The sequence below is a fragment of the Microbacterium laevaniformans genome, assembly GCF_016907555.1.
In the GTDB taxonomy this organism is placed as follows: domain Bacteria; phylum Actinomycetota; class Actinomycetes; order Actinomycetales; family Microbacteriaceae; genus Microbacterium; species Microbacterium laevaniformans.
Genome location: NZ_JAFBCE010000001.1, coordinates 79217 through 100604, shown reverse-complemented (window position 1 = coordinate 100604; position 21388 = coordinate 79217). Strand labels below are relative to the sequence as shown.

At 71.9% G+C, this 21388-nt stretch carries 10 protein-coding genes; all 10 read right to left on the bottom strand.

What is annotated here, in order from left to right; genetic code table 11:
- Positions 1-85: 85 nt before the first annotated feature.
- From JOE53_RS00400 to JOE53_RS00355, 10 genes are read right to left on the bottom strand one after another with little or no spacing between them, the layout of a single operon-like run.
- Positions 86-4594, bottom strand: coding sequence for an FtsK/SpoIIIE domain-containing protein (locus JOE53_RS00400; protein WP_204946434.1), 4509 nt, complete (start codon positions 4592-4594; stop codon positions 86-88).
- Positions 4591-5388 (bottom strand): FHA domain-containing protein, encoded by a 798-nt coding sequence (locus tag JOE53_RS00395; RefSeq protein WP_036284352.1) that lies wholly within the window; start codon positions 5386-5388, stop codon positions 4591-4593. The genes JOE53_RS00400 and JOE53_RS00395 overlap by 4 nt, the downstream gene beginning before the upstream one ends.
- Positions 5385-7049: a serine/threonine-protein kinase gene (locus JOE53_RS00390; RefSeq protein WP_036284350.1), complete on the bottom strand. Its 1665-nt coding sequence runs from the start codon at positions 7047-7049 to the stop codon at positions 5385-5387. Before JOE53_RS00390 ends, JOE53_RS00395 begins: the two co-directional genes overlap by 4 nt.
- Complete coding sequence (locus JOE53_RS00385) at positions 7046-8440, bottom strand: FHA domain-containing protein (protein ID WP_204946433.1); 1395 nt, start codon at positions 8438-8440, stop codon at positions 7046-7048. Before JOE53_RS00385 ends, JOE53_RS00390 begins: the two co-directional genes overlap by 4 nt.
- A complete protein-coding gene (locus JOE53_RS00380; protein WP_204946432.1) occupies positions 8440-9282 on the bottom strand; it encodes a PP2C family protein-serine/threonine phosphatase in 843 nt (280 codons plus the stop codon). The genes JOE53_RS00385 and JOE53_RS00380 overlap by 1 nt, the downstream gene beginning before the upstream one ends.
- Positions 9279-10451, bottom strand: a complete 1173-nt coding sequence (locus JOE53_RS00375) for an RDD family protein (RefSeq protein ID WP_204946431.1) — start codon at positions 10449-10451, stop codon at positions 9279-9281. The genes JOE53_RS00380 and JOE53_RS00375 overlap by 4 nt, the downstream gene beginning before the upstream one ends.
- Positions 10444-12867 (bottom strand): transglutaminase family protein, encoded by a 2424-nt coding sequence (locus tag JOE53_RS00370; protein ID WP_204946430.1) that lies wholly within the window; start codon positions 12865-12867, stop codon positions 10444-10446. Before JOE53_RS00370 ends, JOE53_RS00375 begins: the two co-directional genes overlap by 8 nt.
- Positions 12864-14249, bottom strand: a complete 1386-nt coding sequence (locus JOE53_RS00365) for a DUF58 domain-containing protein (protein WP_204946429.1) — start codon at positions 14247-14249, stop codon at positions 12864-12866. Before JOE53_RS00365 ends, JOE53_RS00370 begins: the two co-directional genes overlap by 4 nt.
- Positions 14249-15220, bottom strand: coding sequence for an AAA family ATPase (locus JOE53_RS00360; RefSeq protein WP_204946428.1), 972 nt, complete (start codon positions 15218-15220; stop codon positions 14249-14251). The genes JOE53_RS00365 and JOE53_RS00360 overlap by 1 nt, the downstream gene beginning before the upstream one ends.
- Before the next feature lie 38 nt (positions 15221-15258).
- Positions 15259-21363 (bottom strand): Ig-like domain-containing protein, encoded by a 6105-nt coding sequence (locus tag JOE53_RS00355; protein ID WP_204946427.1) that lies wholly within the window; start codon positions 21361-21363, stop codon positions 15259-15261.
- Positions 21364-21388: the final 25 nt, after the last annotated feature.

The following is a 21388-nucleotide window of genomic DNA, read 5'->3' as shown; positions in this document are numbered from 1 at the left end:
TTGTTGTTTCGAAGATAGGCGGCGTCGCGGCCGGTGACCATGGGGAGAACTCCCCATGAGCGCCCGCGCGCCCGGCCCACCGCGGTCATGTCTGCGCCCCCGAGGAGGCGAGGGTACCCGACTCGACGCCGACCGGGACGTCCCCGACCACCAGCGGGAACTGGATGCGCACGGTCTTGCCGCGATGAGCCAGGATTCCGCGTCCCACCGGGAGCTCGCCCCGCACCAACCGGGGGAACGGCGTCTTGAGAACGACCTCGCCGTCGATCGTCTCCGGCTGCAGCACGACGCCGCGCCGCGCCGCCTTGATCTCGCCGAGCAGCCCGAAATTCGTCGTCCACTCGCTCATCTCCCCGACCACGACGAAGAACACCTCACCGCGACCGGCGCGTTTGACGAGCGTGGAGAGGTTCATCTCGATGATCGACGTGGCGAACTCTCCGATGCCCTCCAGCACGACCAGCGGCACGGGTCCGCCCGCCTGGGCGCGGTCGGCCGCCTCATCGACGGCGCCGAGCACCGCCATGGCCGCCGAGGGAGACTCGGCGGTCGCGGTCCACGCGACGACGTCCTGCACGGGCGATCGACGGTCGCCGATGTAGAACGCGGGCGTGTCGGGCCGCGCGCGCAGCGTCTGCCGCGCGATCGCGGCGGCGGCGGTCGAACGGCCCGCGCCGGGCGAGCCGGCGACGATGAACGTGCCGTGGGCGTCGATGCCGAACGGACCGAGGTCGAGATCGGACAGCCCGATGGCCACCCCCGTCGGCGTCGCGGGCGGCAGCTCATCGGCCGTGTACTCGGTGGGCAGCGCGCGGATCGCGGGCGCAGCGACCGTGCCGCGGCGGATCATCACCTCGGCCATCCGATCGATCGCCAGCGACTGGTCCTTCGTGCTGGAGGTGCCCCCGATGACGGCGATCTGCGCCTCGTGGTCGTCGACGATGGCCCGACCGGGCGCTGCGTCGACGCCGAGGATGTCACGCGGCATCCCGAGGAGTGCATAGCCGTCTTCGTCGGCCATCCGCAGCACGATGCGGCGTTGGATCATCGCCTGAAGAGAGGTGGGCACGCTCTGGCCGCGGTCGGCGGTGAGGGCCACGTGGATGCCGAGGCCGCGACCGTCGGTGAGCACCTGCTGGAACGCGCGGTAGGCCTCCGCGCGCCCGGACACACCCTCGAACGCGGTGCGGAACGCGGGGAACCCGTCGATGAGCAGCAAGATGCGCGGCTCGTCGGGGCGACCCGCGAGGGCGCGGTACTCGGTCAGGGTGGAGGCACCTGCCGCGGCATACGCGTCACCGCGACGGTCGAGCTCGCTGCGGAGCGTGGCGAACAGGCGATCGATGCGTTCCGTGTCGTCGCCGGAGATGACGGCACCCACGTGCGGCAGCGACTCGAGCATGCGCAGGCCCCCGGTCGCGGCGTCCAGCCCGTAGACGTGGACGGGACCGCCGCGCGGGGTGATCCCGGCCGACACGGCGAGCGTGCGCAGGGTCACCGACTTTCCGGAGCCGCCGGTGCCGAAGATCGCGAGGTGGCCCTCGGTGTCGGGTTCGAAGAAGAACGGCACCTGGTCCTGCCGCTCGGGCACGTCCACGACGCCGAGCACCAGCCGGGCGTCGGTGCGCTGGTGCAGCTTGGTCTGGTCGAAAGTGGTGGCCAGCTCGTCGAGCCACGGCCGACGGGGCGGCGCGATGCGGGCCAGCTGCGCGGCGTCGCCGAAGCGCGCCACGAGCAGCTGCTGATCGTTGGGGCCGAGGTCTTCGGTCTCGGCAGGCGCCTCGACGGCGGGCTTCTCCCACGCCGGCGCGTCGCCGAGCAGGAACGGGCGCACCTCGACGGCGGGTTCGGCTTCGGCCCGGAGGCTCCAGCCTCCCGAGTAGGCCGACTGGAAGAGGTTCATGCGACCGGGACCGGTCTTGGCGATGCCGCGACCGGGGATGCCGGGATCGAACAGGGCGGCCTCCTTCGACCCGATGACGTCGTCGGAGTCGGTCTCGTCGGCCATGCGCAGCGCGACGCGGAGGTTGGTGTTGGCACGCAGGTTGTCCTTGATGACACCGGCGGGGCGCTGCGTCGCCATGATGAGGTGGATGCCGAGCGAGCGCCCGCGCTGGGCGATGTCGACGACGCCGTCGACGAACTCGGGCACCTCCTTGGCGAGTGCGGCGAACTCGTCGATGACGAGGACGAGTGCGGGGGGAGCGTCGGGGTCGGCGGCCTTCTCGAGCTCGAGGAGGTCTTTCGCCTTCTTCCGGTTGAACAGGTGCTCGCGGTGGTGCAGTTCGGCGCGGAGGCTCGTCAGCGCCCGACGGACGAGATGCGGGCTGAGGTCGGTCACGAGGCCCACGCAGTGCGGGAGGCTGACGCAGTCGGCGAAGGCCGAGCCGCCCTTGTAGTCGACGAAGAGGAACGTCACGCGCTCGGGGCTGTACTCGGCGGCCATGCCGAGCACCCAGGCCTGCAGGAACTCGCTCTTGCCCGAGCCGGTCGTGCCGCCGACGAGCGCGTGCGGACCCTGCTGGCGCAGATCGAGGTGCAGAGCGCCCTGCGCGCCCTGTCCGACGAGGGCACGAAGCTTGGGCTGGTAGCCGGCGCCGGAGCGCGTCGCACGGATCGACGCATTCTGCGTCCACCGGTCGATGACGGCGTCGGCGCTGGTCGCCATGTCCGACCCCAACAGCTGTAGCAGGGGGATGGTGCGCGGCACGTCCCCGGCGTCCTCCGCGACATCGCCGATGTCGGTGATGCGGGCCAGGGCCCGGGCCACGACGCCGAAGCGCGCGGCATCCAACGCCTCGACACGCAGGGGGGCGATGACGGTGCCGAGGCGCACGAAGTTGGCGCTCGCCTCCCCGTCGGCGGGAAGCTCGACCCACGTGCGGCAGGCGGCGGGCAGGTCGGACACGCGCGAGGTCGCCCACACCGGGATGACACCGCTGCCGGCGGCACGCTCACTCAGCTGGATGAGCCGACCCCGGTCGACGGGCGCGTCGGGCGTGATGATCACGACGTATGCCGGAAGCGGCATCTCTTCCTCGCGCCCCCGCGACTCGCCGACCTCGGCGCCGGCGGCGGTCGCGGCATCCGTCGCCTTGAGCGCCCGCAGACGCCGCAGCTGCTTCGTGCGGGTGTCGACCAACTCCTCCAGCTCGGCCAGCAGGCGCGAGGCGGTCGCCGCGTTGTCGGCGATGGGGGCCGTGCCGAGGGCGTCCTCGGCGGCCCACGTGTGCGGCAGCCACTTGAGGTCGGCAAGCGCCGCACGGGTGGCCGGGCCGACGAAGGCGACGATGTGGACGTCGGACGGCGCGTGCAGCCCCGCCGTCTGGGCCAGCAGCGCCCGCGCCGTGTCACCGACGCGCGCCGTCGAGCCGGCGATGCCGATCGCGCCGGCCTCGGCCAGCGACTCGAGGATCGGCACGTCGTCGACCTCGCGGAACGCGTCGACGACCTCGTCGAGGCGGTCGACGTACGACGGGATCGCCGCGTCGCGCTTCGTCGACTCGGCGACGGAGTTGCGGCTCGGGGCGGTGCCGTCGCCGAGACGGACGTGCAGGAACGACCAGTGCTCGGGCCGGCGCGTCCACACCAGAGGCCCGGCGGCGAGCGCGTCGGCGCAGATGGGATCGAGCTCGGGCACCTCGCCGCGGCGGACGCGGCGCTCGGTCTCGCGCTCCTGCTCGAGGCGGGTGGACAGGCGGGTGAGCTGCTGCTCGAAGCGGTCTTTGTCGCGCTGCAGCTGCGCGCGGCCCTGCAGGCGCGTCGTCAGCCAGGTGCCGAGCATGAGGAGGGGCGACGCCGCGACGAACACGAGCGCCATCGGATTCTTCATGACGAAGAAGAGCACGACGCCCATGATCACCGGAGCGATCATCGCGAGCCACGGGAACATCTGCGGCGCGGGCGGTGCCGGCAGGTCGGTGCCGGGCAGCTCCTCGCCGAGGTAGCGCGCCTCCACCCGCGGCGAGCGCACGAACGGCACCTGCCGCCACGTGGAGGGCGCCGCCGTGGCGTCGGCGGGAGCCGCCGTGATGCGCAGGCGCGTGTCGCCCAGCACGGCGTCGATCTGGCCGTCGGCGGCCGTCAGGTAGGTGACCGGCGCCCCGTCGACGAGGATGCCGTTGGCGGAGTTCAGGTCGACGAGTTCGGCCCGGCCCTGCCCGACCTCCAGCCGCGCGTGCCGCTTGGAGACCAGCGGATCGTCGAGCACGATGTCGCACTGGGGGTCTCGTCCGATGATGACCACCCCGCGCTGCAGCGGGATCGTGGTGCCGGCGCCGGCACCCGAGGCGATCTCGACGTCGCCGAGTTTCTGCGGCGGCTGATAGCCAGTCGGCACGATGCGCACGGCCGAGCCCGCACCCAGCTGGACGTGCGACACGGATGCCGCGGCATCCAGCACCTCTCCCGGGCCCGGAGCGATCGTGCCGAACGCCTCGAGCGTCACCTCGTCGCCCGCCGCCGCCCCGCCGCCGCGCGGATCGAGCTCGGCGATGGTGCGTGCGAGGTCGCCGACGGTCGCATCGGCATCGGCGTTGATGACGAGATCTTCCGGCTCGCCTCCGGGGCGGACCAGCGTGGTGCGCAGCTTCATCCCTGTTCCTTCCTGCGCGGTGCGTCATCGGCGGCGTCGCGATCGAACGCGGCGGGGTCGTCCAGCATGGCGAGGTCCTCTCGCACCACCAGTCGCGAGGCGACGGCGTGCTCCACCAGGCGCACGCGGCGGTTCGTGGCCGAACTGGTCACGCCGCCGCGCAGGCCCGGCACGCCCTGACGGTCGAGCTTGTCGCAGACGTTGTCGAGCTTGCGATTGAAGCGGGTGATGCTCCAGCCCAGGCGCTGCGCGGCAGCGGCCGAACTGGGCAGCTCGCTCATCCCGGTGCCCTCGCGCCGCAGCACCGGCTCGGCCAGAGCGAGGATCAACAGCTTCTGGCTCGGTGTCAGGGGAACGGCGCCGATCGTCGACTCCCCGTCGAGGACGCTCTCGGCCGCCGTCTCGCGGAAAGCCGGCTGCGCCGTGTGCACGGACAGCTCGTAGGTGGTGGGACCGGCGCTGAAGACGACCGTGGTCACTCCGAACACGATCGGCAGGCGGGCGCCCGGGGCGAGTTGGGCCTGCACCCGCCCCTCCGTGTCGGTGACGGTGGCCGACAGGCGCGAACCGATGTTGACCAGCCACCACAGCCCGGCGGACTGCTCGATCGAGAGGAAGTGGCGGTGCAGGAACCGGTTGTCGTCGATCGCGAGATCGCCCTCCCGGCCGATCGTGAACCGTGTGCCCGACGGCACCGTGATGTACTCGCCCGCGAACTCCACCGTGATGTCGCTGCTCGCAGCATCCGCTGCGGCCTCGTCGAGGGGCGGAACCGTGTCGTGAATGTCGGTCATGGGACGCACTTCCGCATCTCGGTGCCCGCCACGCCGCTCTTGCGGACAAGAGTGACCGCGACGCAGGTGGTGCCACCGGCATCCACGGGAACGGACACCGTGGGCTCGGTGACCTTGCGGACGTCGCCGTTGCCGGCCAGCGTGTACGCGTACCAGAGGTAGCCGTCGCCGTCCTTCGGGTCGGGGTTCGTCCAGGTGAAGACGACGTTGCCGCCCTCGATCCGGCCGGCGAGCTGCGTCACGGCAGGCACGACGTCTTCGAACGGATCCTGCGCGACCGCGGTCGTCGACGGCGTCGGAGACGCCTGCGGCTCGACGGCGGGCGTCAACAGGCTCGCGCCGACGGCGACGGCTCCCACAACGACGACGGCCGCGGCGATGCCCAGACCGATCCACAGACCGCGGCGAGACCGGGGGGTCGCCGTCTCGTCCGCACCGGCAGCGGTCTCCGGGGCGGTCGCCGTGCGTGCGTCCGTGGGATCGAGCGTGTGCGCGGGCAGCGGTGCACCCGTGGCAGGGCGGCGGATGGTCGACGAGGTGTCGATGTCGACCTGCGGGGCGATCGAGACGGGTCCGCGCAGCAGCGTCGGCTCGGCCGTGTCGGCCGGGGCCGCCGCGACGGTGGATGCCGCCGGCAGCGTGCCCGTCGTCTCGGGCGCCCACGGGTTGTCCCTGTCACGGCGGCGCGTGGGGCCGGCGGCCGGGTTCGTGTTCGGCTCGATGCTCACGATGCCGCGGACCCGGGTGAGCTCACCGTCGGCGTCGTCCTCGGCATCCTCGTGCGGGGCATCGTCGAGGATGTCGATCGGGGTGACCGAATGGGCGAGCTCGATCTGCACGCGCTGCAGGGCACGGGCGAAGGCGAGGGCGGATTCGTACCGATCGCCCGGACGCTTGGCCATCGCGCGCTCGAGCACCAGTTGCAGCGAGGCAGGGGCGTCGGCCCGCGTCAGCGGCGGCACCGGCTGCGACTCGATGCGCTGGATGAGATCGGCGCCGCCGTTACGGCCGCCGGGCTGCTCGAACGGCGAGCGCCCGGCCAGCAGCGTGTAGACGGTCGCGCCCAGCGCATAGACGTCGGTGGCGACGCCGGATGCCGGTGCATCACTGAACGCCTCCGGCGGCGACCACGGAATCGACATGCCTCCCGACGACTCCTCCGACTCCGCCGTCGTCGCGATGCCGAAGTCGGTGAGCGCGGGCCGGTTGTACTCGGTGACGAGGATGTTGGCCGGCTTGATGTCGCGATGCAGGATGCCGGCGCGATGCGCGGTCTCGACGGCGGCCGCGACCTGCACACCCACCCGCAGCGCCTCGGCGACGGAGAACGCCGCCGTACGGGAGCGCACCTGCAGGTTGGGCCGCGAGCAGTACTCCATGACCAGGTAGGGCCGGCCGTCGTCGGACACGCCGGCCTGGTAGATCGTCACGATCGCCGGGTGCGTCGACAGCAGGGCCATGACGTTCGCCTCGGCGGTGAACTGCTCGGCCGACCCCGAGGCCAAGCGGTCGGGCAGCATGACCTTCACCGCGACGCGGCGGCGGGGAAGCTGCTGCTCATAGAGATAGACGTCGGCGAACCCACCCGAGCCGAGCACGTCGACGTAGGTGAATCCGGGCAGGGCGGGCGGCGGTGCCGGCGGACGCTTGGCGGCGCTCACGGGAGGTCCTCGAAGGTCACGGTCACGTCATCGCCGAGATCGAGGACGTCACCCGTGACGACCATCGTCGGCTCGTTCGGGTGCAGCCGCACCGGTTCGCTGCCGCCGCGCAGCAGCACGGTTCCGTTCGTCGTGTCGAGATCGGTGACGAGCACGTGCTCGCCTTCGGCACGGATCTCGACGTGATTGCGCGAGATGTCCTGATCGGCGCTGTCGACCGCGACCAACGTCGGCAGCTCGGCTCCCGTGGTGCGGGTCGATTTCGGGCGACGGCCGATGATCACCGGGCGTTCGAGCTCGACGACACGTCCGGTCGACAGCCGGATGCGTCCGCGCGCCGGCCGACGCGCGGGCACGTTGTCGGTCGAATCGAACGCGGGTCGCTCGGCACGAAGGGCCCGCATCTCGGCGACGGCGATCGTCGCCCCGTCGTGGTCGCCGAGGTCGCCGTCGCCGGCGGAGGTCGCGTTGTTCGCGGCGGGCGCCGCGGGGGACGCTTCGGCCGCTGACTCCGCCTCGGGGTCGACGGCGGCGATCGCAGCGGCGGACACCGGACGGGCCACGGTCTCGCCCCAGAGCAGGTCGTACTCGTCGACGGGGGCGGCGACCTCCTCGGCGGCGGTCGCCTCGGGGATCAGCGTGTCGGCCGAGGTGTCGGCAGCCGGCGCCGCCGGCGCGGCCTGCGGTTCGCCTTCCGGCGCGGGCTGCGGTACGGGGGCGCCGCCGAACAGCCCCGGCGGCACCGAATCTATGACGGATGCCGAGGAGATGGCGGATGCCGAGGAGGTGGCGATGCCCGGTTGCTCCTCGGCATCCGACGCATCCTCGGCAACCGACGGCCCGGTGGCCGGGGCCACGGCGACGGCCACCGCCGGAGCGGAAGCTGCAGGAGGAACAGGAGAAGCGGACGCCGCGGACACGACGGCGAGGTCGATCTCGACGAGATCGGTGCGCACCACTCCGGACCGCAGCGGCAGGTCCGCGGCCGGCGCCGGCGCGCCCGCGTGAGGGGCGACGCTCACGCGCACGGCCCCCGGCACGAAACGCTCGGTCCACGTCGCCACGCCCGCGCCCGACACCGCCTCGGGGTGCTGGCCCTCGACGACGACCTCGACGTCACCGCGCACGGCCACGCGCACGCCGCCGGCCTCGGCGATCGCGAGGGCGAACGGCGGGATCGCCGTGAGCGACGTGCCGAACGCGCTCGTGAGCGCCTCGAGGACGGCGCCGATGCCCCCCGTGCCCAGCCCGCGCCACACGCCGGTGGCCGTGGCCGCCGACACCGCCGGAGACAGCAGCACGACGGCATCGCCGTCGACCGCGAGCCACCACGCGTCGTCCGTCGCCGCCGGCCGGTAGTCGACCCGCGTCTTCGTCATCGCATCCGTCATCACACATCACCTCTCGTGCCCGCGCGCGGTCGGGTGTCGCCGTCCGCCTCCGCCTGGCGCGCCCCCGCGGGGGCCGTGTCGTACACGTCGTCGTAGCCGGCGACGTGGACGGCATCCACGACCACCGCGGTGACGTTGTCGCGTCCGCCGTGCAGCAGCGCCTCATGGATCAGTCGCGTCGCCGCGGCTTCGGGATCGCTCTCCTCGGCGAGGATGTCACGCAGCCGATCGGCCGGCACCTCGCCGGACAGCCCGTCGGAGCAGACCAGGATGCGATCGCCCGGCTCGGCCGGCACCATCCAGTAGTCGGCCTGGCCTTCGCTTCCCGCCCCGATCGCCCGCGTGATCTCGTTGCGGCGACTGTCGGTGGCGGCATCGGCTCCCGACAGCACGCCGGCGTCGAGGAGCTCCTGCACGACCGAGTGGTCGACGCTGATCTGCTCGAGCACGCCATGCGCGAAGCGGTACGTGCGGGAATCGCCGACGTTGACGGTCAGCCAGTATCCGACCCCGCCGACGTCGGCGACGACGACGCCCGACAGTGTCGTGCCCGCCGCACGTCCTTCGCTGGCGATCGCCTCGACGCGCGAGCGCGCACGACGCAGCGCCGCGCGCACCTGGTCGATGGCGAGGCTCGGACCACCGACCAGGTGGGCGAACTCGGCCACGACGGCAGCGCTGGCGCGGTCTCCCGCGTCATGCCCGCCCATCCCGTCGGCGACGAGGAAGAGGGGAGCCTGAGCGAGGTACGCGTCTTCGTTGACGCGGCGGCGAAGACCCGTGTGCGACGCCGCGCCGACGCGGACGACGATCGGGGGCTCCGCCGGCGTGGCGTCGATCACGAGGTCACCTCGACGCTCACCTGCCGGTCGCCGAACACGAGCACGTCACCCGCCCGGACCCGAGTGCGCTCCCCCGGCTCCAGCGGGAGCAGGTCGTCGCCGCGGCGCACCGCGACACCGTTGGTGGAGTGCCTGTCGACCACCGACACGGCGCGATCATCGTCGGGGATCAGTTCGAAATGCGTCTTCGACAGCGACAGGGTCTCATCGCGCACGGGTGAGACCATCGCGCCCGTCTCGGGGGCGGGATTACGGCCGAAGAGCGTGCGGCCGTAGAGCGCCTGCCGCGTTCCGTCGTCCCACACGAGGCGCGCGAAGGGACGTTCGCCGGTGGAGATCCGTGTCTCATCGATGCTCTCGATGACCACGCCGGCACCGGATACGGGCCCGCGATCGGCGGCCGGCGCGCCGGAGACCGGCGGCGGCGCGTCGGACACCTCCACCGTCGGCAGGCCGGGTGCGGGCGCGGGCGCGGGCTGATCGAGTCGGTCGGCGTCGCTCACCCCGGGGACGAAGGAGATGACGCCGCTCGCGAGCGGAGTGCTCCGCACCGGCGCGGGAGGCTCGGCGGGCGACCAGCCGCCGAGTTCGGGCGCCTGCCCCACCGGCAGAATCGGGGCAGCCGGCAGCACCGTCGGCGCCAGACTCGACGGGGACGACGGTGGCGCCGCCTCCGCGCGGGAATCCGCTGCCGGCACCGGCGAGCGGCCGGCGACATCGGTCATGACGGCCCCCGCGGCGCGGTCGTGCCATCCCCGGTGCCACGGCGACGAGTCGAAGAGCGGGGAGAAGTACCCGACGACGATCGCACCGCCCAACGCCCAGACGAGGTTGCGGCCGAGCGCGCGGCCGAAGCCGAGGCGCGATGCCGGGGCCGACGCATCGACCGCCCCACTCTCCCGCACGAGTCGCAGCCCGAGCGCGCGCATGCCGAGCGAGCCGGCGCCGGCCTGCATCAGGGTGTAGACGACGAACCAACCGAGACCGATCACGTACGCCAGGGCCACGGCCAGCGGCAGGGGCAGCGCCCCTCCCGTGCCGAGGGAGATGCCGGCGAAGACGCCCACGGCGATCAGCAGGACGACCATCCCGGTCGCCGCATCGATCAGATAGGCGCCCACCCGCCGGCCCAGCTGAGCCGGGCGCCGCACGAGATCCAGATCAGTCATCGGAGGACTCCGTTCCACGAGGGCGGATGCCGCGGCGCACACGAGCGACGACGGCGCGGCCGGTGCCCGCGACCGCGTGGCCGACGGCGTGCCACGACCAGCCGCTGCGGCGCAGCGACCGCACACTCAGCCGCGCGCGCAGCCGCTGCCACACGGTCGTCGATCCGCGCATCTGGCCGACGATCTCATCGACCTCGCGCCAGAACGCGTCGACATCCTCGGGTGCCGGGTCGCCCGGACCGAAGACATCCACATCGGCGCGGGTGGCGAGCTGCGTGACGCGCGGGTCGTCGAAGGTCGAGCCGACGACGAGCGCGCTCTCGGCACGGGTCGCCCCGATCGCCACCGGAGCCCGCAGGTCGACGGCCGAATCGACCAGTTCGTCCCAGCCTCCCGAGATGCGGTCCGCGGTGCGCTCGGCGTTGCGGCGGCGCGCGCGGCGCACGCCCTTGATCACGCCCATCACGATGAACGGCGCCGCCAGCAGCAGCAGGATGCCGAGGGTGAGGCCGCCGTACAGCAGCACGGGTCCGAGCCAGCTGAGGTCTGCGGCCTGCTCCTCGTCCTGGTCGCGGTTCTCCGCGATCGCCGGCGGCAGGTCGGCGGGCTGCTGGGCGGGCGGCGGCGGCTGGAGCACCTGCGGCTTCGGGTTGGCCTTCGGCTTGGTCGACTGGTCGTTGGGCTTGTTGTCCTCGTCGGGGGTGGGATCGAACGGAACCCAGCCGTAGCCCTGGAAGGCGATCTCCACCCACGCGTGCAGGTTGCCGCCGGTGGCCGTGAGCGTCGGACCGTCCTGCGGGTGCTTCTCGTCGGCGTGCCAGCCCATCACGACGCGTGCCGGCATGCCCAGCTGCGTCGCCATCAGAGCCATCGCGACGGCGTACTGCTCGTCGTCGCCGACCATCTGGTCGCCGCCGAAGAGCGACGTGATGCGGTTGGCCCCGTGTCCCGACAGCGAGACGACGTCGTCGCCCAGGCCGTGGCTGAAGAAGCCCTGCGTGTGCAGGTAGCTCTCCAGTGCCCGCGCGCGCTCGATCGGGGTGTCGGCGCTGGCGGTGGCCTTGGAGGCGATGTCGGCGATCTTCTCCGGAATGCCCGTCTGCTTCGGCATCTTCAGAGCCGCGAACGGCACGTCGGCCAGCGCCGTGTCGCTCGGGAGGTCGGGGATGACGGTGTCGATCGTGTACGCGTCGCCGGACGCAAGCCCCGCAGGGGCGACGGCGGCGCCGGTGGCGTCGTTGAAGTGCGTCGTGCGGGCAAGCTCCGGTGCCCGCGGGCCGTCGAAGGTGAAGTCGCGGACGGCGCCCACATCGGGCACCCACACTCCGCTCAGGTCGCCGATCTCCACCCGCAGCGTGGCCGCGGTGCCGGTCGCCGCGGGAGACATGTTGGAGCGGATCGGGGTGAACGCGCTGGAGGAGCCGGCCCCGTCGTCGGACACGTTGTAGACGATGCCGTCGTACGCGTCCATCGTCGCCAGCCGCACGCGGCCGTCCTTGGGCAGTCCCGTCACGGTGAACAGGGTCTTGTCGGCGTCGTCGCGCACGTAGCCGCGGAAGGACTGCAGCGGACTCGGATAGTCGGTGACGTCGAACGGCGGCACGATGAAGTCGCGCAGGATGTACCGCGGCGGGGTGGCGACCGCGGCGGTGGCGATTCCCGCCGCCGAGGCGACGGCGAGCACGATCCCACCGGCGACGAGTCGGCGCGTGCGCGAACTGCGCACCGCCCCGGCATCCGAGGCCCCCGCCGACTCGATCCGCACCGCGGCGCGGTCGTGGTCCCACGCGCGCCGGAGCGCGAGCCAGACCGTCGCCACGACGGCGAAGACGATGCCCTGGACGAGTGGGGCCGCGGGCTGCGCGACACCCAGCAGGATCGTCGCGACCAGCACCGCGAGCGCGGGCAGCAGCGCCCACGTGCCGTGGCGGGCCCGGAGAGCCAGCGATCCGGTGAGGACGGCGCCGACGAGAGTGAGGATGAAGGGGACCACGAGATGGCCGTCGGATGCCGCGACCGGCGGCACCGTGGTCAGCAGCTGCTTCCACGACGTGATCGTCCCGAGGGCGAGCTGCTGCAGGGTCTCCAGCGTCGGGACGACGCCGAGCAGCGCCGTGTGCGGCAACGCGAGCGCACCGCCGAAGACGATGTAGGCGCCGATCGTCGCGCCGGTCAGGCTCAGCACCCCGAGACGCCACCGGGCTCCCGCCCAGGCCAGCGCCAGCCCGAGAGCGAGCCCGCCGACGCCGGCGACGAGGTACTGCGGCGAATCGAAGGTGGGGGCGAACCCGACGATCGACACCGCGAGCAGCAGGGCGGCGGCGGCCAGGTCGAGAGCGAGAACGCGCGGCTCGATCGTCGCCGCCTGTGCAGCGGGGCGCGGGGCGCGACGCGGCAGCCGCGGGCGCGCGCTCACGAGAGCACCTTCCGGACGGCCCGCGGCAGCTGGTCGAGCGCACCGACGGTGACGACGTCGGCCTCGCCGATGCGCTGCAGTGCCGGTGCGTCCACCCGGGTGTCGGCGACGACCGCGAGTGCGCGTACGCCGAGCGGCAATCGTGAGCACGCGAGGCGGAGTTCGGCCGCGTCGGTGCGCGAGCCCGTGACGAGCACGACGACCGCGGCATCCGGTGCATGGGCCGCGATGCCGCCGGCGAGCGCGACGATGCCGCCGAGCCGGGCGCGCGAGTGCCCGAGCATCGAGAGCTCGTCGAGGAAGCGACGGGAGCTGAGCGAGCGCAGCGGCCCCTGCTGAGTGCGCGCATCGAGGACGCGGGAATCCCGCAGGGCGCGCAGGCCGATCGACCCGGCGACCGAGATGGCGAGTTCGAACTCCGCCGCCTCGCGATACTCGTCGGGAAGCGTGGACAGGCCCACGACGAAGTGCGAGCGGCGCGTCTCTTCGTACTGGCGCACCATCACCTCGCCGACCCGCGCGGTCGACTTCCAGTGCACGTGGCGCAGGTCGTCGCCGGGCTGGTACTCCCGCAGCGCGTGGAAGGACACGTCGTCGCGCGCGAGGTGCTGCACCGGCAGACCCTCCAGGTCGCGGAGGTGGCCGAGCGACAGGCCCTCCAGCGCCGTCGTCTGCGGGTGCACGTACAGATCGACGGCCTGGCGGCGGTCGTGCGCCCGTTCGAACAGCCCCAGCGGGTCGCCGCGGCGAACGCTCACCGGTCCGACCGAGAGCACACCGCGTGTCGTCGTCGGAATCGCGAAGACCTCTTCGTGCTCCTCGTCGGGGGCGAGGCGCGGCACCTGGAAGACGCCGCGCCCGGCGCCGACGGGAAGGATGACCTCGGAGGGCAGCAGCGTTCGCGGCGTGCGGTTGGCGAGCATGAGCCCACCGACGGCGCGCTCGCCCACGACGACGCGAGTGCGCGTGAGGTCGAGCCCGATCTCGTACGTCGTGCGGCCGAAGAGGAAGCCGAGGCTGATGATCAGGGTCACCGTGATGACGGCGGCGATGACGAGGAACTCGCGCCAGCCGTAGGCGAAGGCCAGCCACCAGACGAGCACGGCGGTCGCGATCAGCACCCACCCCAGCGGCTGCACCACGTCGCCGATCGCCCGCAGCACGCGAACGACGCGGCGGCGCACCGCCTCGATGCGCTCCCGCCGGCGCTCGGCCGCGGTGGCCTCCCGGGGAGCGACGAGGGGCGCGTCGGCTTCGCCCTCGGCATCCGACGTCGGCGTCGTCGGGGCGACGGGCGCGGCGGCGTCCGCGGGCACGCCGGAATCATCACCCCGTCGCCGCGCGCGGCGCGACGAAGTGAGAGTGTCGGGTGCCGGCGACATCAACTGGCGGCCCGCGCCAGGGGGGCCTCCACGGCGGAGACCGCCCGCTGGACGATGCTCTCGGCGGTCGTTCCGGAGAACTCCGCCTCGGGGTCGAGCACGAGGCGGTGCGCCCACACCGGCACGGCGAGGGTCTTCACGTCGTCGGGCACCACGAAGTGGCGACCCTGCGCGGCCGCGTAGACCTTGGCGACGCGCATCATCGAGATCGCTCCGCGCACCGAGACGCCGAGGCGGGTCGCGTCGGACGCGCGCGTGTGCTCGACGAGCTGCGCCGCGTACCGCGCGACCACGGGGTCGACGTGCACGGTGGCGGCGAGGTCCGCCATGTCGGCGACCGCGCTCGTCGTGATGATGGCGCTGAGGGATGCCGAGGGGTTGCGATCGACCGCGCCGGCGAGAATGCGCTCCGTGACGGCGAGCGTCGGGTAGCCGATCGACGTCTTCAGCATGAAGCGGTCGAGCTGGGCCTCGGGCAGCTTGTACGTTCCCGACTGCTCGATGGGGTTCTGCGTGGCGATCACGAGGAACGGACGACCCACCTCGTGGGCGACGCCGTCCACCGTGACGCGCGACTCCTCCATGACCTCCAGCAGCGCCGACTGCGTCTTCGGCGAGGCGCGGTTGATCTCGTCGGCGAGCACGATCGAGGAGAAGACCGGTCCCCGGTGGAACTCGAACCGGTGGTTCTGCTGATCGTAGATCGTGACGCCCGTGACGTCGGAGGGCAGCAGGTCGGGCGTGAACTGGATGCGCGTGCTCGTTCCCTGCACCGACGCGGCGATCGCCTTGGCGAGGCTGGTCTTTCCCGTTCCGGGAGCGTCCTCGAGCAGCACATGGCCTTCAGCCAGCATCGCCGAAAGCACGAGGCCGACGACCTCGCGCTTGCCGAGGAGCGCCTGATCGACGTTGTCGACGAGACGCGTGAAGGTGTCGCGGAACCACGCGGCCTGTTCGGGGGTCATGCTCATTCGTTCGTTCCTTGTCGTCGTTGATCGATGCGGCCGGGTCAACCCCGTGGCCACCATGTCTTCTCGGTGTCGACCGACCCGCCCCATCCGAGGATGTCGACCCACGCGTTGTTGCCGTCGGCGCCCTTCCAGCACTCGAGCTGGACGGAGCCGTTCGCCGGCAGGTTGAAGGCGAACGTGCCGCCGAACTGCGTAGGGCCACCGGTGTCGTGCCAACACTGGATGCTGTACCGGCCGGCGGGGAAGTTCTGCGTGTTCACCACGTACTTGTAGCAGCCGTTGACGCATCCGCCGCCCGGGACGTAGTCGCCACGACTGACCCACACCCGTGGCTGCGGGGGCGGCGGGGCATCGACCGTGCGTGCCGAGTCGGACGCCGTGGTGGTCTGGCCGGCCGCGCTCGTGCGCACCTCGATGCTGTGCGTCTCGCTGTAGCCGTAGCCGCGCGCGATCGAGCCGCTCGCGTCACGGCTGACGAGGCCGCCGTCGATGTACACCTCGGTGGCGATGTCGCGCCCGTTGCGGGACGGCGAGGACCACGAGTACGTGATGTTCGTTCCGGATGCCGAGGCGTTCGCTGACGGGTTGCCGATCGGCCCGTAGGGCGACACGGCGTTCGAGTCGTTGGAGGCCCCACTGGCGTAGGTGCTGCCGTCGACGGTCGAGACAGCGCGCACGCGGATCGTGTACGTGCCGTTGTTGTTGACCTGGCCGTTGCCGATCGTGCCGGCGCCGTTGGTGCCGCCGCCGACCCAGTCGCCGCGCCAGCCGCCGCCGTTCACGGAGTACTGGTACTGGATCTCGTTCGCGGTGGCACCGTTGCCGGAACCCGCCTGCCACGTCACACCCACCGTGTTGTTGCCCTCGGTGGCGGCGACCCCCGTCGGCGCCGCCGGAGCGGTGACACCGCGGCGCGGGGCGGACTGCGGGCTGCGATCGCCCCAGCCGGCCTTGTTCTGGGCGCGGACGTCGAAGGTGTAGTCCGTCGTCGACGTGTCGACCTTGACGGCCTGGCTCGTCTGGCTGCCCGAGACGGGGATCGTGTTGACGACCGAGCCTCCGCGCAGAACGCGCAGCTCGTAGCCGGAGATCGTGTCTCCGTTGTTCGCGGGCGCTTTCCAATCCACTCGGATCTGCGCTTGCGACCCTACGGGGTCGAGAAGCGTCGTCGTCGGCGCAGCCGGCGCATCCGGCTTCCCGGCGGGCACCATGGCGGCCGACCACGGGCTGAACTCACTCGGATCCGGTGCCTTGTTGTGGGCGCGCACGCGCACCTGGTACGACGCCCCGTTCTCGAGGCCGTCCCAGACGATCGACGTCCCGGTGACACCCGTCTTCTGGACGATGCCCGACGGCGGCGCCGGCGAGATCTCCAGCGTGTACGACGTGACCGGAGAGCCCTCAGAGCGCGGCGGGACCCACGAGACCGTGAGGCTGCGGTCGCCGAACTGCAGCGTCGGCGGCGCCGGGGTGTCGGGGCGCACGTCGGGACGCGCGGTCTCCGACGGCATCGACGGGTCGGAGGTGCCGACCTTGTTGCTGGCCGTGACCACGAAGTTGTACTCGACGTTGTTGGTGAGCCCGTCGAGGGTGCACGTGGTCGACGCGCACTGCTTCATGTAGTTGTTCGCCGTCGACGTCACGGTGTAGCCGGTGATCGGCGAGCCGTTGTCGGTCGGCGGCGTCCACGAGAGCACGACCGTGCGGCTCTGGATGCTGGAGACGACGGGGCGACCCGGGGCATCCGGCTTTCCCTGCACCGTGATGCGGATGCGTCCCTCGACGGCGCGATCGGGGTCGCCGGTCGCGTCCATCACGCGGTAGCGCGCGATGACGGTGCCGACGAACGCCTTGTCGCTGGTGACCTCCACCCGGTCGCCCTTGACGGCCACCTGGGCCTGCCCGGTCTCCAGCACCGCGCTCTCGATCTTCAGCGGCGTGTCGGGGAACGGATTGACGTCGTTGGCGAGCACCGGCACCGACTCGGTCGAGCCCTGGTTCGACTCGGCGATGACGTCGTCGTTCGCGCTGGCCAGCGGCCTCGTCGACGCGGTCACCGTGATCGAGATCGTCGCCTCCGCCGGCGTCGTCGTCCCGTCGTCGGCGGTGACCGTGAGGTCGGCGCGCGTCCCCTTCTTCGTGGATGCCGCGGCCGACACCTTCAGCTGCGTGCCGTCGACCGAGGCGGTGAGTCCGTCGGGCGTGGAGCCCTTGATCGCGAATTTCAGCTTGCCCTGATCGCCGGGGTCGGGATCCGTCGCGAGCGCCGCGAGGTCGAGCACGGTGGCATCCTCGCCGGGCGCGACGTTCATGGAGGCGCCGAGCATCGTCGGCGACTGGTTGTCGGGCGGCAGGACCGTGATCGGGATCGTGAGCGTGGCCTTGCGCCCGGTCGGGTCGTCGGGACCGTCGCCGTCGGTGACCTCGAACGTCAGCGCGTCGGCACCGAAGTAGCGGTCGGCCGAGGTGTAGACGAGCGTCTGCTGGTCCTTGATGAGGTTCGCGCCGTTGGCGTGCACCGCCGACACCTTGGCGGCCTCGGTGATCACGACGCTCTTGCCTCCCGCGGCACGGACGTACTGCGAGAGCGGAAGCGAGATCGTCTCGCCGCTCTTGACCTCGACGGGTTTGGTGGAGATGAGGCTCGGCGGCAGCTCCGACAGCGCCGGCACCCGGATGAACGCAGAGTCGGTGAGACCGTCGGGGTCGGTGACCGTGTACGTGATGAGCTGGCGCTGGTCGGTGACCTGCACCCGCACGGTGCCGTCCGCGCCGACGCGGGCGTTGTCCCCGCCCGCACCGAGGGTCACCGTGAGATCGCTCTTCGTGCCGTCGGGATCGTCGTCGTTCTCGAGCACCGCCACATCGGCCGTGGTGCCGTCCTTGACGTCTTCGGCGCGCACGCGGTCGTCGCGGGCGATGGGACGCTCGAGCGGAACGTTCGGGTCGACGGTGATCTGCACGCTGGTCGAGGCCCGCGCGCCGCGCGAGTCGGTGATCGCGTACTGCAGCGACGTGTTCATCTGCTCGTTCGGAGCCGTGATGAGCAGATACTTCCCGCTGACGCGCGCCTTCAGGCCGGGGACGTTCGGCGGCAGCGTCACCGGGTCGTCCGGGGCGAAGCCGAACTCGTCGCCGTCGGGGTCGGAGTCGTTGGCGAGGACCGGCACCGCGACCTCGCGTCCCGGGCGGATCGTCACCGTGTCGCGCACCGCGTAAGGCGCCTGGTTCACGGATGCCGCGGGTGCGATTCCGACCTGCACGGTGGCCGTGGCGTCCTTGCCGAGGCTGTCGCGCACCCGGTAGGAGAACCGGTCGACGCCCGCGGAGTCGCCGAATGCCTCGTAGGTGAACGAGTTCGCGCCGGTCTCGACGATGCGCCCCTTCTTCGGCGCGTCGGCGATGCCGACCAGCTCGACCGAGTCACCGTCCTGGTCGATGCCGTCCAGCGGCACGGGGATCGTGACGGTCGAACCGCTGAGCGTCCGCGCGGTGAGATCGCGCGGCTTCGGCGCGGAGTTGGCCTCGTCATTGCGCGGCAGGATCTGGATCGTGACGTACCCCGCGTCGCGCTGACCGGTCGAGTCGACGGCCTCGTACGTCACGTAGACGGTCTTCGGGGTGTTGCCGGCACGGAAACGGACCTTGTCCTCGGAGACGAAGGCCTCGCCGTCGGCGGGGTCGACCAGCGGTGGCACGAGATCGGGGGCGACGTGCATCGTGTCGCCGTTGGGGTGGTAGTCGTTCGCCAGCACGGGAATGGTGACGGTGTCGCCGACGCGCACGACGGCTTGGTCGTCGTTGGCGACCGGCGGGCGCAGCTTCGCGGGCGGCGGCACCGGGATCACGACGATCTCGCCCTCGGCCGTGCGCGACCCGTTGGAGATCGTGTATCCGACGCGCACCTGCTTGCTCAGAGAGCCGACGTCGCTGATGCGGACGGTCTCGTGGCCGAGCACGGCGGCGGCGACGCCCGAGCCCGGGACCGCGCTCACCGATTGCACGACGAGGATGCCGCCGGCCGGATCGGTGTCGTTGGAGAGCACGTTGACGAGCACGTCGCCGCCGACGGGCAGGAGTGCGATGTCGCGCACCGCCACGGGTGGCAGGTCCTCGTTGGATGCCGGGAGCACGTCGATGCGGACGAGACCCGGAACGGAGTTGGGGCCGGCCGATACGAGGTACTGCGGATAGTACGTGCCGGGGCTGGAGGCCGTGAACGTGAAGGTCTTGTTCGCGAAGTCGGGGACGATCGTCGCGCCGGGCACCTCGTCGACGCGGGTGAGGCGCAAGGGCTCACTGCCGGAGCTCGTGTCGTTCGTGAGTGGAGAGACCGTCACCGTGCGTCCGACCTGTGTGACGACGTGGTCGGAGTTGGTCACCGGCACGGTCGTGCCGAGCGGGCGGATGTCGTAGCGCGCGATGCCGGGGCCGTCCGCCGTGCCGTCCGAGACCACGATCGGCACGTCCTTGCGCCCCTGGACGCCGCCGATCGCACGGTACGTGATCTGCCCATCCGGCGTGAAGTCCGCCTCGTCGCCGCCGTCGGCGGCGACGTCCTTGAGGAAGATGTCATCGCCGTCGGGGTCGATCCAGTCCGACAGCACGTTGTACGAAGCCGTGCCGCCGGACTCCACGGTGATGGGAGTGGTGCGCTTCTGCACGGGAGCCGCGTTCACGTCGAACGGGTGCACCGTCACCGTGACGGTCGCGGTGGCTTCGCCGCCACGGCCGTCTTCCACGGTGTAGCGGAAGCTCGTCGAGCCGGTCGCCCCCTCGGGGGCGGTGAACTGCAGGGCCGCCCCGTTGTTGATCGGCTCGACGCTGCCGAACGCGGGGGTCGAGGCGGGTGCGGCGACGAGCACGTCGCCGTCGGCATCCGTGTCGTTGTCGAGCACCGGCAGCACCGTCGTACGGCCGGGTCGCACCCCGTACTGGTCGTCCTGCGCGATCGGTGGCGTGTTCTGGTCGGTGCGCTCGGGGAGCGTGGTCTGCACCGTCTCCTCGGTCGTCTTCTCCTCGTCGTCGCCGTCGCCCTCGGGCGGCGTGATGTCCTGCCAGTTGTCGACGCGCTGCATCGAATCGGAGGCCATCCACGCGGCACCGCCGAAGACGTCGTTGAGCACGACGACGTCGCGATTGACCCGGAAGCGCAGCACGCTCGTCGCCTCGACGCCGGGCACGTCCCGCGCGGCGTCGTCGGCGTCGCCGGGACAGTCGCGGACGAACCGTCCGCTGCCTGACCAGGCGCCGTACGCGCAGCCGGCCACATAGACCGGCTCGGCGGGCGTGCCCTTCGAGCCGCCGGCCTCGATCGTCTGGGGGTCGCCGCCCCCCGTGGGGATGCGCACCAGCGACGTCGGCGTTGCGAGGGTCACGGCGTCGGCCGTGCCCGACGGTTGCTGGAGCACGGCGTCGCCCGGCACCTGCACGCGCAGCCCGTCGCCGCCGTAGAGCGTGTTGGTGTCGTGGTCGAGCACATACGGCGTGGTGCCGACGACGGTCAAGGAGAGCTTGTGGTCGGCCGTCACCCCGGGAAGATCGCGCGACGACTTCTGCACGGTGGTGCCGTCGTCGCCCTGGCCGTACGAACGGACGGCGGCCTCCGACGCGGAGGCCGCGTACACCGTGCCGTCGACGCCGACGGCGATCTTCGCGTTCTTGCCCTCGTCAGCGACGGGCTCGGCGCCCTGGGCCCCGATGCCGCTGATGGCCGTGAACGGGCTCGTCCAGAGTGAACCGGTGGGCTCGATGACCGCGACGGTGTCGGCACCCATCGCGACGGCGGACCCGGGCTTGAGTTCGGCCGAGTCCGACATGATGACGCGAGCGGGATCGACGGCCGCGATCGACGACGCCGTCGAGTCGACGACGAGCACACGGGTGCCGCTCTGCAGGATGTCGTAGTCGGACGTACCGGCACGCAGGCCCCCGTCGAGCACGCGCGAGGAGTGGTTGAAGTGGCCGATCAGCAGGCTCGACTGCTTCGTGACCCACACACCGCCGTCATTGAGGTCGACCTCGGTGGTCGGCTTGCCCTCGTACGACACCGCGAAAAAGCCGACCACGAGAGCGGCCGCGGTGACCGCGGCGGTCGAAATCAGCGTACGCGGGCGCGCGCGAAGCCACGCAAAGGACTTCATTGTGGGCTCGGCTCCCCTCCGGGCT

What these genes read in the sequence shown, in the direction of transcription:
- JOE53_RS00400 (WP_204946434.1), bottom strand. Translation starts at nt 4,594, where the DNA reads ATGAAGCTGCGCACCACGCTGGTCCGCCCCGGAGGCGAGCCGGAAGAT.
- JOE53_RS00395 (WP_036284352.1), bottom strand. Translation starts at nt 5,388, where the DNA reads ATGACCGACATTCACGACACGGTTCCGCCCCTCGACGAGGCCGCAGCG.
- JOE53_RS00385 (WP_204946433.1), bottom strand. Translation starts at nt 8,440, where the DNA reads ATGACGGATGCGATGACGAAGACGCGGGTCGACTACCGGCCGGCGGCG.
- JOE53_RS00375 (WP_204946431.1), bottom strand. Translation starts at nt 10,451, where the DNA reads ATGACTGATCTGGATCTCGTGCGGCGCCCGGCTCAGCTGGGCCGGCGG.
- JOE53_RS00365 (WP_204946429.1), bottom strand. Translation starts at nt 14,249, where the DNA reads ATGTCGCCGGCACCCGACACTCTCACTTCGTCGCGCCGCGCGCGGCGA.
- JOE53_RS00360 (WP_204946428.1), bottom strand. Translation starts at nt 15,220, where the DNA reads ATGAGCATGACCCCCGAACAGGCCGCGTGGTTCCGCGACACCTTCACG.
- JOE53_RS00355 (WP_204946427.1), bottom strand. Translation starts at nt 21,363, where the DNA reads ATGAAGTCCTTTGCGTGGCTTCGCGCGCGCCCGCGTACGCTGATTTCG.